Origin of the sequence: Sphingobacterium alkalisoli (assembly GCF_005049105.1) — a bacterium.
Classification (GTDB): Bacteria; Bacteroidota; Bacteroidia; order Sphingobacteriales; family Sphingobacteriaceae; genus Sphingobacterium; species Sphingobacterium alkalisoli.
Map to the genome: position 1 here is coordinate 573,843 of NZ_SUKA01000003.1, position 13,845 is coordinate 587,687.

At 38.9% G+C, this 13,845-nt stretch carries 18 protein-coding genes; 5 read left to right on the plus strand and 13 right to left on the minus strand.

The annotated features are described in order from the left end of the window. Positions 1 to 161: 161 nt before the first annotated feature. Positions 162 to 836: a hypothetical protein gene (locus tag FAZ19_RS12045; protein ID WP_136820967.1), complete on the minus strand. Its 675-nt coding sequence runs from the start codon at positions 834 to 836 to the stop codon at positions 162 to 164. A 193-nt stretch (positions 837 to 1,029) separates the two neighbouring features. Here FAZ19_RS12045 and FAZ19_RS12050 point away from each other — a divergent pair, with 193 nt between their 5' ends. Further along, on the plus strand, positions 1,030 to 1,530 hold the full coding sequence (locus FAZ19_RS12050; protein ID WP_136820968.1) for an ORF6N domain-containing protein: 501 nt from the start codon (positions 1,030 to 1,032) through the stop codon (positions 1,528 to 1,530). Between the two features lie 560 nt (positions 1,531 to 2,090). Further along, positions 2,091 to 2,471 (plus strand): (deoxy)nucleoside triphosphate pyrophosphohydrolase, encoded by a 381-nt coding sequence (locus FAZ19_RS12055; RefSeq protein WP_136820969.1) that lies wholly within the window; start codon positions 2,091 to 2,093, stop codon positions 2,469 to 2,471. 155 nt (positions 2,472 to 2,626) lie between these two features. Here FAZ19_RS12055 and FAZ19_RS12060 read toward each other — a convergent pair whose 3' ends face one another. From FAZ19_RS12060 to FAZ19_RS12125, 12 genes are all read right to left on the minus strand, one after another. Further along, entirely contained in the window at positions 2,627 to 3,724 is a 1,098-nt protein-coding gene (locus tag FAZ19_RS12060; protein ID WP_211245495.1) for a Fic family protein, read from the minus strand. A 197-nt stretch (positions 3,725 to 3,921) separates the two neighbouring features. Then, complete coding sequence (locus FAZ19_RS12065) at positions 3,922 to 4,296, minus strand: SpoIIAA family protein (RefSeq protein ID WP_136820970.1); 375 nt, start codon at positions 4,294 to 4,296, stop codon at positions 3,922 to 3,924. 200 nt (positions 4,297 to 4,496) lie between these two features. Continuing rightward, positions 4,497 to 5,318: an alpha/beta fold hydrolase gene (locus FAZ19_RS12075; protein WP_229707479.1), complete on the minus strand. Its 822-nt coding sequence runs from the start codon at positions 5,316 to 5,318 to the stop codon at positions 4,497 to 4,499. 344 nt (positions 5,319 to 5,662) lie between these two features. Further along, positions 5,663 to 6,508: a HipA domain-containing protein gene (locus FAZ19_RS12080; RefSeq protein ID WP_136820971.1), complete on the minus strand. Its 846-nt coding sequence runs from the start codon at positions 6,506 to 6,508 to the stop codon at positions 5,663 to 5,665. 73 nt (positions 6,509 to 6,581) lie between these two features. Further along, positions 6,582 to 6,866 carry a HipA N-terminal domain-containing protein gene (locus FAZ19_RS12085; RefSeq protein WP_136820972.1) on the minus strand — a complete coding sequence of 95 codons (285 nt, stop codon included), beginning with the start codon at positions 6,864 to 6,866 and terminating at the stop codon, positions 6,582 to 6,584. Continuing rightward, the gene (locus tag FAZ19_RS12090; RefSeq protein ID WP_136820973.1) at positions 6,866 to 7,069 is read right to left on the minus strand and encodes a type II toxin-antitoxin system Y4mF family antitoxin; all 204 of its coding nucleotides are present in this window, start codon (positions 7,067 to 7,069) and stop codon (positions 6,866 to 6,868) included. Before FAZ19_RS12090 ends, FAZ19_RS12085 begins: the two co-directional genes overlap by 1 nt. Positions 7,070 to 7,737: 668 nt before the next feature. Next, positions 7,738 to 8,592, minus strand: coding sequence for an HAEPLYID family protein (locus tag FAZ19_RS12100; RefSeq protein ID WP_136820974.1), 855 nt, complete (start codon positions 8,590 to 8,592; stop codon positions 7,738 to 7,740). Positions 8,593 to 8,792: 200 nt separating this feature from the next. Continuing rightward, positions 8,793 to 9,110 (minus strand): nuclear transport factor 2 family protein, encoded by a 318-nt coding sequence (locus tag FAZ19_RS12105; RefSeq protein WP_136820975.1) that lies wholly within the window; start codon positions 9,108 to 9,110, stop codon positions 8,793 to 8,795. Between the two features lie 20 nt (positions 9,111 to 9,130). Next, positions 9,131 to 9,430, minus strand: coding sequence for an SDR family oxidoreductase (locus FAZ19_RS24245; RefSeq protein WP_317131633.1), 300 nt, complete (start codon positions 9,428 to 9,430; stop codon positions 9,131 to 9,133). Positions 9,431 to 9,518: 88 nt separating this feature from the next. Further along, positions 9,519 to 9,803, minus strand: a complete 285-nt coding sequence (locus FAZ19_RS12115; protein ID WP_211245506.1) for a SpoIIAA family protein — start codon at positions 9,801 to 9,803, stop codon at positions 9,519 to 9,521. Positions 9,804 to 10,000: 197 nt separating this feature from the next. Beyond that, a complete protein-coding gene (locus FAZ19_RS12120; RefSeq protein ID WP_136820976.1) occupies positions 10,001 to 10,936 on the minus strand; it encodes a preprotein translocase subunit SecD in 936 nt (311 codons plus the stop codon). A 179-nt stretch (positions 10,937 to 11,115) separates the two neighbouring features. Then, entirely contained in the window at positions 11,116 to 11,478 is a 363-nt protein-coding gene (locus tag FAZ19_RS12125) for a winged helix-turn-helix transcriptional regulator (protein WP_136820977.1), read from the minus strand. Positions 11,479 to 11,567: 89 nt separating this feature from the next. Here FAZ19_RS12125 and FAZ19_RS12130 point away from each other — a divergent pair, with 89 nt between their 5' ends. From FAZ19_RS12130 to FAZ19_RS12140, 3 genes are all read left to right on the plus strand, one after another. After that, positions 11,568 to 12,143 carry an NAD(P)H-dependent oxidoreductase gene (locus FAZ19_RS12130; protein WP_136820978.1) on the plus strand — a complete coding sequence of 192 codons (576 nt, stop codon included), beginning with the start codon at positions 11,568 to 11,570 and terminating at the stop codon, positions 12,141 to 12,143. A gap of 253 nt (positions 12,144 to 12,396) precedes the next feature. Continuing rightward, positions 12,397 to 13,179, plus strand: coding sequence for an SDR family oxidoreductase (locus tag FAZ19_RS12135; RefSeq protein WP_136820979.1), 783 nt, complete (start codon positions 12,397 to 12,399; stop codon positions 13,177 to 13,179). Between the two features lie 303 nt (positions 13,180 to 13,482). Continuing rightward, positions 13,483 to 13,842 (plus strand): DoxX family protein, encoded by a 360-nt coding sequence (locus FAZ19_RS12140; protein ID WP_136820980.1) that lies wholly within the window; start codon positions 13,483 to 13,485, stop codon positions 13,840 to 13,842. Positions 13,843 to 13,845 lie beyond the last annotated feature (3 nt).

Below are 13,845 nucleotides of genomic sequence, written 5' to 3' on the forward strand. Positions count from 1 at the left end.
TTATAAAAACTCTGATTTAGCCATTTTTAAAGTTCAACTTTAGATTTGTCCAAGAATACGTTATTTTTTACATATTTTAGCTTACCTCAGTATCAAATTATGACATCAATTAACCCCGCTCAGAGATCACAAACTGATCGAATATATGGTAGTATTTGAAATTATTTGCTATTATACTTCTCAATCAATTCAAGAAGCAGGGAATAATTGCCTAATCCGCCCGTGGTGACCCGGCCGTGGATATCATAGTCTATTCTCTTGTCTCCGACCCTACTGACACGATCGTGGATATCATAGTCTACACGGTCATCTCCTATACGGCTGACACGGCCATGAATATTATAGTCTATTCTCTTGTCTCCGATCCTACTGACCCGATCGTGGATATCATACTCAACACGGTCACCCCCTATACGGCTGACACGATCACTGATATCATAATCTATTCTCTTGTCTCCGACCCTACTGACCCGATCGCGGATATCATAGTCAACACGGTCATCTCCTATACGGCTTACCTGGCCATGGATATTATAATCTATTCTCTTGTCTCCAATCCTACTGACCCGATCATGGATATCATAGTCTACTGTCATATCTCCAATCCTACTGACCCGATCGCGTATATCATAATCAACGGAGTTTCCGCTCGTGTTTTTCGGGAAAGAAAGATCTTTGTCTTGGACACTGCCATTGGAATATATCATTACAATCAACCCATTAGTCTCCATAAGCAATAACTGTTTCTTGTCTTGATTGTCAGTACTAAGTTTAATAGTTTGTCCAAATAAATGACCTGTGAAAATCAGCAGTACACATAACAAGAAAAATCTCATACCGAATAAATAAAAAGTCAATGAATAATGGTTTGATCGATATAACTCAAAATGGTTTAAAAAGATTTTTTTACAAATAAACATCCCCCGGAAACTAATATTTTTAGTATATTTATATCGTAATAAATATGATATCCATGCATTAAGATTAAAATGTGTGACCGCTAATAGCAAATTATAAATACGGGGAATTATGAGCAAGAATAAACTAGATGTAACACCAAAATTTATCACTGAGGACATACTCTTGAACAAGATATACGAATTCAGAGGGCAAAAGATTATGCTAGACAGTGATCTAGCCGAACTGTATGGCGTGGAAACTAAGCGCTTAAACGAACAAGTTCGTAGAAATTTAACTCGCTTTCCAGAGGATTTCATGTTCACTCTTGACAAGGACGAGGTAGAAATCTTGAAGTCGCAAATTGCGACCTCAAGTTGGGGTGGTCGTAGAAATACCCCTAATGTATTTAGCGAGCATGGTGTGTTGATGCTATCAAGTGTAACTATCATTACATTAATTTATGAGAATAGCAGTACCCTTCTTAATGTAGGTAGCTTTTTCCCCGGAGCTGAGAGATACAATGAGGTCATGTATGATTATCTGAAACAAAAAAATGGGTCGGAATGGCAAGATGAGTACGGGAGAAAGGCCGGTTCTATTCGTCGTGCTGCAAAGCCAGTAGCTTATTAGCTCCTGCACCATTTACGGGCTGTTTGTTAGTAAATGAAGCGTTATATGAATCGATATTGCAGAAAATATCGATATGTCCGTTAGTATAATCGACGTGTTATAATACCTTTCGAACTTGGCATTGATTTTCGCATGAGGCGGCTTAAATAATAAAATGAGGCTAGCGATGGCATAAATGGTTGCTATAATAAAAAGTAAGTTCGCCGTAAACACTAAAAACCCGATCTCAAGTGTAATAAGAATTACCGAATACAACTTACTTATCGGCAGCTGAGGCTCCGCGCTATGTTTATTGTATTTGGGGAAGGCGTGTCCGAACACTGGTGGAAAACTCATCACTGGATACGAGTGAGAAAGGCGATCATGATAATAAGGGAATTCTTCATATTTAGATTGTAAGTTGCTATCAAAACTACTTAAATTAGCCTTTAAATGCAATGATAATCGCATTTAAAGGCTAATTTAACGATCTCTCCTCTGAGAATTTATTTATAGCGGAAATACTGATAAATTTTAGATGTACTAGACCTGAGAGGTTCAAATTTGATTATCTTTAAACCATGCTACACGTTACCTGCGCTATTATCAGACGAAACAATACGATTTTAATCTGTCAACGCTCTGCCTCTATGAAGCTGCCGCTGAAATGGGAATTCCCTGGTGGCAAAATCGAACCGGGCGAAAGCAAAGAAGACTGCCTGATGCGCGAGATCAAAGAAGAGCTAGGTATTGATATAAAGGTAGGGCCAGCACTGAATATGGTGGAATACCATTATCCGGAATTCGCAATTTGCCTCTACCCTTTTGAATGTACATGGAATGGTGGTGAATTGCATCTCACCGAACATGCACAAGCCATATGGGTGGATTATAGTGAGCTATTGAATTACGACTGGGCGGCGGCTGATCTGCCAATCGTGAAAGCACTAATGCAGCAGTAGGATGTTAAGTTTTTGTTAATTACGCCAGGTGGTGTAATAATCAGACACAACCTACCGTTTATATAGTTCATAATTTAGGTTAATAATTGGTTAGTTAGAAAATCCTGAAGCTCCCCGCTTCAGGATTTTTTTATACCAGTATTGAAATCTTGTTATTAGAAGATTAACTCGTACCGTACAGATCGGCCTAATCCTGTAGTTCTAAACACACCTAACTCGTTTAAATGCTGTAAATCACGAGTTGCAGTTGCCTTTGACGTCTTGGTAATCGCAATGTACTTCTTAGCAGTCATCCCCCCCTTAAAACCATCAACACCACTTTCAAGCATACGATTGATAGCTTTAAATTCTCGTTCGTTAAGCTTATCCTTAAAGCGATCAAAGAACTTTGCTTTATTTACCGCAAATTCTACAATATGTTTCGCTTCGATTTGTGCATCCAATATAACTTGAGTAAAATAAATAATCCAATCTGTGATCTCTAAGCTAGATTGTGCACGCTTTAATGCGTCGTAATATTGCTGCTTGTTTTTTTCGATCACCTTTGAAATAGACAGCAGTAGAGGAATTTGCAACGTATTGGAAAGAGCATATTCAGCCAAAGCACGTCCAATTCGTCCATTACCATCTTCAAAGGGATGTATACTCTCAAAGTATAAATGTGTGATGGCTGATTTGACCAGCGCCTTCGTGACATGATCCTTTGCCGGTATAGCTTGCTCTTGAAACCAACTGACAAACATATTCATTTGAATCGAAACGTCGGATGAAGGAGGAGCTTCATAATGAACAATTTCTTTGCCGTAGGCCCCCGAGATTACCTGCATAGGTTCCGTGCCTTCACGCCATTTCCCTGCACTCACCTTCGGAAATGCATTCATTAAACTGGAGTGCCAATCCAAAATCATCTGTACGGTCAGATCTTTATTATAAGACTGTCTTACAAAAGTCATTAGCTCCGCTATACCCGCCACGCGTTTGTCGCGGACAATAGTATTATCTTTCAGTCCCAAATTTCTTTTGATAGAAGACATTACATCTTCGCGACTCATGTATTCACCTTCAATTTCGGAAGTTTTAATTGCTTCTGCTATGAGGATCTCTAAAAGGGTCTCTATCTTCAGGTTGTCGTCTAAAACCGAAACTATTCCATTTATCTCGCCCATTTCTTGTGCAAATTTTACAGAAATAGGCGGCAATTCTGTTAACGAATAGGTGAAATTAGGCCAATCTTGGTATTGCCAAATGTACATAATGAGCCAATTAAAATTGTTAATCACCTCAAATATATAAAAAACATGAGCCGATTAATAAAAATAATCGGCTCATTCCAAAATTTCTCCATGCTTGCAATTGTATATCATACGTTTGTTGTGCAGCTAAGTAACTGTAATATCACAGTACTCGGCGTCGTTTATAGGGTAGTAAATTTAATGGTGACCCGAAGCCCTTATAAATCAAGTTGCTCGCTAGCCCATTGTACGGCTTCATTATAGCGGGTATGTTCGAATACCTTAAATTCACCGGGCATAACCTTGGTAAAAACTTCCGTAATTTTTTTTATTGTATCATTATCGGACACAATGGCCGCCCGGTTCCACTTAGCAAGATCCTTTAAGCCTAGCCATGCGTCCTGAAGCCAGGCACCAGTAGTAAAGTTGCTAACGTCAGTATTCAACACCAACATATAGTTGATCTTATCGTGCCGGTCTATAAAAGCCGTGACCTTTGGGATGACGACATTTTTAAAATCGTCTGCCGTAACCTCGCCCTTGGCTTCAAAGCCTATCAAGTTCTCGGGTAGTGAAATAATTTCTGTAATCATGACTTTTCCTATTTTTTAGTATTAACAATGCAAAGGGAAAAATGTTGCGCTTAGAAAAATCATCTTGTAGTCCCAGCACACGTAAAACATTAAAATAGGCCCCCATTGCTACACCTGCATCCCCCTTTTCAACCGAATATAAGATAGAACGAGTAATACCAGCCCGCTCTACCACCTGTACAGCGGTTAGCTTCTCTTTCTTAATTTTTGTTAAGGAATTTTTCAATCATTGGGATAACAATATCACTATCTTTAAAGTCATCCTTTATTGTCGTTATTTCTCCGATATATGCACCATGCGCGCCCGGAATTATAGCTAATTCAGCGTTTGCAATTTGTCTGTGCATTTCTATAGCATGTTCGGGTGTTATAATATCTTTGTCGCCAATGATAATTAACGTTGCGGCTGTAATGGATTTGAGTTGTGCGTCGGGAATATCTTTAAAATTAACCATCCTCTTGGCGTCTCGATCGTGCATGATCTGTAAACCATCCGTGTCGGATGCAACTTGTCTATATGCCGTTTTTAGCTGTTCGGGCATATTATCCAATCTTGCCTGTTTCATAAAGTCCCAAAACCAGGCAGGAACTCCATTACGCTTGGCAAGCGCAGAGCCTAAGATAATTTTACCAACTATTTCGGGGTGACGGATGGCAATTTGTAGGGTTGTAGTTCCTCCATTGCTGAAACCAAAAAAGTCGGCTTTGTCAATTTTCAGGTTTTTAAGAAGTATAGCGATATCGTCAGCATCTTGTTCAAATGATAGGTCTGCATTTCTATCATTTGTTCGGCCATGGGCCTGTAATTCAACTGCAATTACTTTTCTATTTTTCGCTAATAAGGGAATACTTTTTCCAAAAGTTGTCTGAATAGTTGAACCACCCCCGTGAATGAGAACAATGGGTTTAGCTTGTTCGTCTGTCTGACCGGGGGGTAGGTAAATCTCGTAATACATTTTTAGACCGTTTACTTCGGAATATCCACTCGTAAAAGTCAATTCATCTCTAGTTGCTATTTCCATTTTGCTTGTTTCTGTTTTTTGTTCATTGCACGATGCAGCTGCAAAAAGCATTAGTGCAAAATATGTAATTATCGGTTTCATGTTGGCCATAAAATTAAACTATTGATTTTCAAAAGGTATAAAAATATCCTTTAAAAGATCTTTCCATATGGCAAGAAAATACGGATTATCAGCATATCCTTCTTTATGTAATCTTATGCATGGAATTATAGGATGGCTTTATATGTGCAAGCCAATGGGTGGACAATCGTGACCTATTAAATTAGGACTGGATGGCGGCCGATCTGCTAATCGTCAAGGCCCTCATGCTGTAACAGAATGTTAAATTTTTGATAGCAAACTGCCTAAAAACCAATTTGATGCATTTTTTTTATTATAATTTTAAAATATTGGTCTTTATTTTCTCCATTCAAAAAGCTCTTGTTAATCCAGTCCTGAATTTGATCGGATCGAACAGAGAAGTCCTTATAAATGTTGTCCCGAACCTGTTCCGCAATACCCAAACTCATAGCAAACTGATCGAAGTCTGATCGCTTTATCTTTCTTTTTCGCCCCCCTAAGGTCAACGCCAGATCTTCCTGGTCTTTGGGATAGATCAAGTTTACATTCAATAGATCATATACGGGTGAAAATAAAATACCTTTATCGGTATGCACTAAAGAGAAGTTTTTCAGATGCATGTCGTTATTGCCAGTCAGAAAACTAAAAAGCACTAAGCGAAAGTATTTAATAACATCCAAACCCGAATTGGTAGTATATTTCTTAATAATTTTCCCTACACGCTCGTACGAGCTTTTATACTTCTGCTCTGTCAATAGTTCGGAAAGTTGACATAGATCTTCGACATGAATTTTCTTTCCATTTTTGCGATCAAAACGTTTGGTGATATAAGCTAGTTCTCCCGTTGAAGTTCGAATTAGCGCATGATCAGCTGTTTCGATTCTAAATAGCTCAGCCAAATGCATCGTCAAATCTTCTACCTCTGGCATAAAAGGAAATTCTGAGGATTGTGGTTTCAAAATATAATCTCCCCAAAGACCGACTAAAGTTAATCGTTTATTCCCCTTTTCACCGGCTAGACTAAGTGATAATTTTGGCTGTACTCCGGTTAATGCCAATCGCTCATTAACTGTAATTTCAGCTAATTTATTTAACTTCTCCTGATCTAACTCCAGGGTTGGGACCTGCATTGTTCCGAAGAATTTCTTCGAACAGATACCATGATAGTCCCCGTATTCCACAGATTTATAACAAAATAAACAATTAGCTGCATAGATTGACCAACAGTTCAAAACGATCTCTCGGGTTGAGCTTCCAGTGCTTTTCGCCAATATCCAAGAGCCAGCCCTCCGGTATTAAACCATCGAAAAACGGAAAAAGAACATTGCTATGGTATGGATATTCTGACAGTGGTAAAGCTAAGCTGATTGGTTTGGGATCAACGGATTGAAGATACTCATTTAGGTAAGTAAATGAATAGCCGCTATCTCCTTCTATGAGATATCCAGCTAACTGATCCTGATAAAATATTTTTGCTTGTCGTGCCATTATTCTCTCGCTTTATCGACTACACCAACCTCTTTCCCAAATAACGCTAGCACATCGTTCACTTTATCCAGTCGAAGTGTTTTCTTGCCCTGTTCTAAGTCACGAACAAAGCGCAGGCCAACACCTGCATTGAATGCTAAATCTTCCTGCGTAAGCTTTAATTCCTTGCGTTTTTGCTTGACAAATAATCTTAAAGAATCCATATTTATACCTTTTCTGGTATAAATATACGAAAAATAGATATATTATATCATTTAGGGTATAAAAATAGATTTTTCACAAGAAATATACCCGTATAGGTATACATGTGCCCCATGAAATATAGTTAGCTTCTTTATAATAATCGCGATACCCAGGATAGGTTGAGATGATAAAACGCACTATAACTGTTAGGCGAGGTAATGAAAAGCGGTCATCTCGAAGGAAATTCCGCAATAAGGCCCTCCTGCTTGTCATTCATTTAATATTTTGATTTACACAGATTTGCTATATGCAACGCGATGAAGAGGATAAGGATAAGTATATGGAAAAGATCAACAATCTTAATTTTAATTATCCCGAATTCGGGGTAATTGAACAGGAAGCTGGAACAAAAAGATTCATTATATGTGAGGCAATGGACTCAAAGAACGAGTGCAACCGGAATAATCGTCAAATCGGGACAATATGGTAGAACTTTTGAATGTTAAGTTTTTGTTAATTCCGGCAGGTGCAGTAATAACCTGCCAGATACTGCCGTTTAAATAGTATTCATAATTTAGGTTAATAGTTGGGTAGTTAGTAAATCCTGAAGCTCCCTCGCTTCAGGATTTTTTATGTGATCTCGCATACCTCGCCCCTCTTCTAAATGAGTAACGCATAAAGGGCTTTGCTATGTCTTATGTTTCGGTTCATAAATCAATCTTAAGAACGAACTAAGTCGTTCATTTTCCCGACTTATCGGCACACCTACGACGATACCTATGATAAGATTATCAGCGATGCCGACACGCATCTGAGGCCGGACAATCATATCGAAATCTCCTGAATTAAATTCCTTGTTAAACTCAACTCCAACAAAATTTCTTGTCCCGGACATCATATAATGAATATTGCTATTTATTTGCCAGCTCGTGTTAATCGATTGGTCTGCAAAGTGATGTTTGAACGCTGGGCCAGTATATAATAACGTATGAAAATTACTACCTAAACGTCTGGCAGCGATGAAAAAAGGGTTATAAACATTTCCTGTTAAAAAGCTTTCCTTTCCATATTTACTAAATTCAGTGAGCTCCAGTTCATGTATGTAACCAATTGCCATACTTGTTTGATATTTTTCTGAAACGTAAAATGAATACTGCCCAGCAAACTTAAAACTATTTAGGTTGCTACTTGGGGCTACTTTATCATTAGAGGTTGGATAATATATAGAAAAAGGAAGTTCGATCTCTAGTCCCAGTCTGTCTATTGGAGCCCATTCATACTCTATTAAAGCGGTATACTCGTCGTATGTATTGTTATCGGTTAACCCAAGCCCTATATTCCATTCCTTTTCACCTTTTCTAGCTCCAAGATCCCGAATAAGATCAATATACAGAGGCTCCGCATGTAGAACTTTAACGGGCAGTTTATCGTGCTCGATCTCATGGATATAAACACTGTCCCTTTTTCCGTTGTCTTCTTTTTGTTGAGCAGTCGTACTTATCGTGAACAAGCACATTGTAATGACTAAAATATCATTTTTCATTTTCTATAAATTTAAGTCTATTATATTCAAACACGATTAAAATAATAAAGGGTCTTAACAACAATTCGCAGACAAATATCCTCTTTTAAAAATTATAAGTCCATTAGAGATAGATTAGAAACAGATTAGAACTTAAATATTGTTAGTAAAAAGTACACTTCTGAACCTCATAAGTATAAAACATATATATACTTTATATCTTATCCTGTAATTTTTAGTGATTGTATCACCCCGTCAATAAGCTCAAAATGATACGTCAGCACAGCAGGGCTGCCTTCAAAATTTCCTGAAATCTCAGCTTTCAAAATTTCTTCGGCCTCTACATATTGAAGTGGTTTCATGGCTGTCTTAAATTCGTCGTTGGCTTTTTGAATCCAACGCTGTATTTCCGCTCGTCCTTGGTATGTTATTCCTTCATCTATAACGTGGGCAGTTTCAGAAAAACACTTGGCATAAGCGTGGCTATCAAAGTTGTCCTGCGCCTTAATTAGTGCTGCGATTGTGTTTGGTAAGTTCATAATATTCATTTTAAATGTTGTTAAATTGTGGGAATGGTACCACCGTCGATAATGTATTCTGTACCTGTTAAATAATTAGCTCTTGGAGACACTAAAAAGCCGATGAATTCGGCGATTTCTTCGGGTTGTGCTGGACGTCCGATTGGAATCCCGCCTAATGCGTCCATTACGCTTTGGATGGCTTGCGCTATGGGAATGTTTGCGCTGTTGGAAATCCGTTCCATCATTCGTATTGCCGATTCGGTCTTTATCCAGCCTGGCGAAACGGTTAAAACACGAATACCTTTGGGCGACTTCTTTCGACAAACCTTTGCTGTAATTTATTAACCCGGCTTTTGCTGCGGCATACGGCGACGTTGAATCGTGTAAAGGTAACCTTCCCTGAATGGATGCGAGCAACACGAAGCCCTATAAATCAAGTTGCTCGCTAGCCCATTGTACGGCTTCATTATAGCGGGCATGTTCAAACACATTAAATTCACCAGGCATAACCTTGGTGAAAACTTTCGTAATATTTTTTATTGTATCACTATCGGACACAATGGCTGCCCGGTTCCACTTGGCAAGATCCTTTATGCCTAGCCATGCGTCCTGAAGCCAGGCACCGGTAGTGAAGTTGCTAACGTCAGTATTCAACACCAACAGATAGTTGATCTTATCGTGCCGGTCTATAAAATCCGTAACCTTCGGGATGACGACATTCTTAAAATCTCTGCCGTAACCTCGCCCTTGGCTTTAAAGCCGATCAAGGTCTCGGGAAGTGAAATAATTTCTGTAATCATGACTTTTCCTATTTTTTAGTATTAACAATACACAGGGAAAAATGTTGCGACATTTGCGCAAACTGCTGGATCTTTAATCTCTGCAAGGTTCAAGCTATCATGACCGTACTATTCCGATTCAAATTCACTATCGTAGCGGTATGAGTCCTCGGCATCTTCGTCGCAGACGGTGTAGATGATACTGGAAAGCGCCACTTTCCCGCTTTCAATTTCATCTGTTGATTCTTTCGCAACATGTATTTTGTCATATTTACGGAGAAATCGATCATCCTGGTACGGACTGTCTCGGCAATAGTCTTCGTTTCCCAACGTATCGGACAAAATATATTGATTGGTCGAAATATCTAGTTTGTAACTGGATATATCGCGCTGAAACGATCTGTGATGCGGATTGCTCAGGATAACATCGCCGAAGTCCCGGAAACTTGCATATTCTGCCTTGAGTGCTAGGATATCATCCCATTCCTGATCATCTTCTCGTTTTGTATATCCCTCATCTCCACCATAGTTCGATAGTTTTAGAATGTTTCCCTCTAGCGCCCCCCGAAAGTCCTTATGCTGTTCCCTTACCTCGTTGTATACCGCAATAAAGTCGTTGCAAGCGTCTTTATTTTCAAAATGCCAAGTTTTGAATGTCAACTCTTCGTTATTTCGCTCGGTTAGCGAGACGATAGTAGCCCCGTGTGGCCAGCTTTTGATGAAGGGACCTGAAAAGCAGTTTGCTCCTTCATTGAATACCCGATGAATGGAATCTTCATCGTATCGCACAAAGGTGTTGCCTTCTTCAAACCCAACAAAATTCCATCGGGAATGTTCGGCTTCGAGCTGAGGGTTATAATGACCGTAGACTTCAAATAAATCTCGTCTATCAGGATAAAAATGAATACCATCGTTTTCTACGTGGTAATTTCCAAATACGGCCGTAGCGTATCCGTATAGTAAGAATTGACCGTCTTCGAAAAGACAAATACCATCGTTACCGCCATAACGGCCTACGTGTTTTTTTTCACCCGTCTTTGTTTGGGCAAAGATATTGTTCACCATAAAACAGCAGAATAGAAGTATACCGACCCATTTCAAATGTAAAGCTATATTTCCCTTTTTCATTATGCAGTATGCTAGTAATATTTTTTGACACCCATTGGATTATCGCAATTTATAACTTTTCTTCGATCTTTTAGCTGTTAAACGTTTAATACACCGGTACGTAATTATGGTATCTCCTACTTGATATTTTGCGCCTTGTGCTTAGCTCCCCATTCCTCAAGTTGTTTGATAATAGGCTTTAACTCATAGCCGATTGCCGTAAGCTCATATTCCACGCGAGGGGGAACTTCCGCGTAGACAGTTCGCTTCACTATTTTGTGTTCTTCTAGCTTCCTCAACTGCAGGGTCAGCATACGTTCGGTTATGTTGGGCAATAGTTTTCTCAACTCTCCAAAACGTAATTTACCGTTAAATAGCCAAGAGCAGATTACCAATGCCCACTGTCCGCCGATGATATTAGCAGCGTAGGCCTCGGGGCATTCATCAGCCAGGGCTTGCTTATTGGCGAAGTTTGTCGATGTTTCTTTGATCTTGCTCATTACTTACATTTTTTATAGTACCTTACAAATAGCCGCTAACATACAAATATAGGGGGAAGTGGTTTATTTTTGTGATAAATATTTTAAAAATGAAGACATTGATTATTGTAACACACCCCGATATTGAGAATTCACTAGTAAATAAAAGATGGGTGGAAGAGCTAAATAAATACCCTGAAAAATTTACTGTTCATCAGTTGTATAAAGTATACCCTGACGGAAACATCGATGTAATTGCAGAGCAAAAAATGATAGAAGCGTACGACAAGATTGTATTTCAATTTCCTGTTTATTGGCATAGCTGCCCCTCACTACTCAAAAAATGGATTGATGATGTATTAATTTATGGCTGGGCATATGGTAGCAAAAGTGGCTATAAGATGTCGGGTAAAAAGGTGACTTTGGCGATGTCTGCAGGTGTAGATGAATATGAGTATAATCCGGGCGAAAAATATAGATATACATTGAAAGATTTGACACGGCCATTCGATCTGACCTTTGAATATGTTAAAGCGGATTATCAGCCATTCTTTGCATACTATGGTATCGAGTTGAATGCCTCGAAGGAATGGATCGAAAAAAGTGTACCGCTTTACCTTGAATTTTTGGAAGGCATTCTATCGAAACCGGCATCTCAAAAACCTTCCGCGAACACGAAATATTAAGTGTGTATTGTGCACGACAAAAACTATTTCTCTATTTTCCATTAACTTTAAATTTCATACTGCAAAGTTCGAAATAAAATCATCAGGGTAGCTTGTTAAGAAGTCCAATTTTTGGTTGTCCAGAAGCTCAAAGCAGTTATTATACCAATCGAAGCGCAACTTTTTCATTTTCGGCTACATCAAAAGTCGTTTTGGATACTTCTGTTTTTTGAGGTGTACTGACCTTTGTATCATCAGATTAAAACAGAAAAAAATGGACTTACAAAACAGTACAATACTTATTACAGGCGGTTCCAGCGGGATCGGGCTGGAAATGGTAAAGCAACTTACTGAAGAAGGGGCTACAATTATTATCACCGGTAGAAACTTGGATGCTCTCAATAAAACCAAGGCGCAATATCCGAAAGTACATATATTCCAAAGTGATGTGAGTAAGCAGGGCGATATTGAGCAGCTGTACAAAGATGTTAGAGAACAATTTCCTAGACTAAACATCATCGTTAACAATGCTGGCGCAATGCGATTACTTAATCTCCAGGACAGTTCGATTGATTTGGAAAACATTACCAGAGAAATCAACATCAATCTCACGGGGACTGTACAAATGGTGCATCAGTTCTTACCCCATCTTTTGCAGCAAACTACTTCGGCAATAGTGAATGTATCGTCAGGAATTGCATTTATGCCTTATTCGGTTGCACCTATTTACAGTGCTACCAAAGCGGGTGTGCGGGCTTATACACAAGCTTTACGCCTGCAGTTACAGGACACTAATGTTAAGGTGTTCGAAATGATCCCGCCCGGCGTGAACACTAACCTGCAAAACGGATGGATAGTACAACCCAAGCCCAGCCAGATGATGGATGTGGATAAGATGGTACATGTTGTAGTGAAATCCCTAAAAAACGACACATTGGAAATGAAGCCGTTTATGGTAAATGTCCTTAAGACAATGAGCCGTATTGCCCCCGGTATGCTGATGAAATATGGTCATAAGGAGTTTGAAAAATTTAAGGCACAATCAAAAACAGCGTAGCAAGATGGAAAAATATATTCTTACAATGTTTGCTCTTTACTTGTCCATGGCTTCTTTCGCCCAGTCTGGGGGTAGTTTCAAAGGCAAAATAATTGAACAATCTACAAAGCAGCCAATAATTGGTGCAACAGTATTCATAGACAATATACAGCTTTACTGTTCCGCCAATAGGATTTTTTTTGTACTTTAAACATCGAAATCAATACCCCAACAAGGCCCGAAAAGCTTTGAAAAGTGCGGCGATTGGTGTTCCGATTGCATTAGTTGCGAGCTATATTTTCAACAATTTTATTTTTATTTGAGATGGTAAAAAGTATTATATCCCTGATTTTGCTGCTGGTATCGGTTTTTCTGGCATTCAAACACGGATGGGACACATTTAATTATAAAAATAATCCTGAATCCCTGAAGATGATGAACGAACTGGGAATCAGCGAAACGGTGATTCCTTTTTTCGGAGCGGTAACGATTTTGGTAGGTGTATTGCTGCTCTTTCCAAAGACGTTTTTCGTTGGAAATGTACTGAATGCTATTGCGATTGTGGTAATTATGGCGTTGGCCACTCGTGCGGGCAATTTTAGGATGGTGATGATTGAAATTCCGTTTTTGTTGATGCCTTTGGTTATGATATGGCTGAAATATCCCTTTAAAGATAAATTTTAAAAC

Bases quoted from the DNA above. Each gene is read 5' to 3' on its own strand.
- FAZ19_RS12045 (WP_136820967.1), bottom strand. From the start codon at position 836: ATGAGATTTTTCTTGTTATGTGTACTGCTGATTTTCACAGGTCATTTA.
- FAZ19_RS12050 (WP_136820968.1), top strand. From the start codon at position 1,030: ATGAGCAAGAATAAACTAGATGTAACACCAAAATTTATCACTGAGGAC.
- FAZ19_RS12055 (WP_136820969.1), top strand. From the start codon at position 2,091: ATGCTACACGTTACCTGCGCTATTATCAGACGAAACAATACGATTTTA.
- FAZ19_RS12060 (WP_211245495.1), bottom strand. From the start codon at position 3,724: ATGTACATTTGGCAATACCAAGATTGGCCTAATTTCACCTATTCGTTA.
- FAZ19_RS12065 (WP_136820970.1), bottom strand. From the start codon at position 4,296: ATGATTACAGAAATTATTTCACTACCCGAGAACTTGATAGGCTTTGAA.
- FAZ19_RS12075 (WP_229707479.1), bottom strand. From the start codon at position 5,318: ATGGAAATAGCAACTAGAGATGAATTGACTTTTACGAGTGGATATTCC.
- FAZ19_RS12080 (WP_136820971.1), bottom strand. From the start codon at position 6,508: ATGCAGGTCCCAACCCTGGAGTTAGATCAGGAGAAGTTAAATAAATTA.
- FAZ19_RS12085 (WP_136820972.1), bottom strand. From the start codon at position 6,866: ATGGCACGACAAGCAAAAATATTTTATCAGGATCAGTTAGCTGGATAT.
- FAZ19_RS12090 (WP_136820973.1), bottom strand. From the start codon at position 7,069: ATGGATTCTTTAAGATTATTTGTCAAGCAAAAACGCAAGGAATTAAAG.
- FAZ19_RS12100 (WP_136820974.1), bottom strand. From the start codon at position 8,592: ATGAAAAATGATATTTTAGTCATTACAATGTGCTTGTTCACGATAAGT.
- FAZ19_RS12105 (WP_136820975.1), bottom strand. From the start codon at position 9,110: ATGAACTTACCAAACACAATCGCAGCACTAATTAAGGCGCAGGACAAC.
- FAZ19_RS12120 (WP_136820976.1), bottom strand. From the start codon at position 10,936: ATGGTGAACAATATCTTTGCCCAAACAAAGACGGGTGAAAAAAAACAC.
- FAZ19_RS12125 (WP_136820977.1), bottom strand. From the start codon at position 11,478: ATGAGCAAGATCAAAGAAACATCGACAAACTTCGCCAATAAGCAAGCC.
- FAZ19_RS12130 (WP_136820978.1), top strand. From the start codon at position 11,568: ATGAAGACATTGATTATTGTAACACACCCCGATATTGAGAATTCACTA.
- FAZ19_RS12135 (WP_136820979.1), top strand. From the start codon at position 12,397: ATGGACTTACAAAACAGTACAATACTTATTACAGGCGGTTCCAGCGGG.
- FAZ19_RS12140 (WP_136820980.1), top strand. From the start codon at position 13,483: ATGGTAAAAAGTATTATATCCCTGATTTTGCTGCTGGTATCGGTTTTT.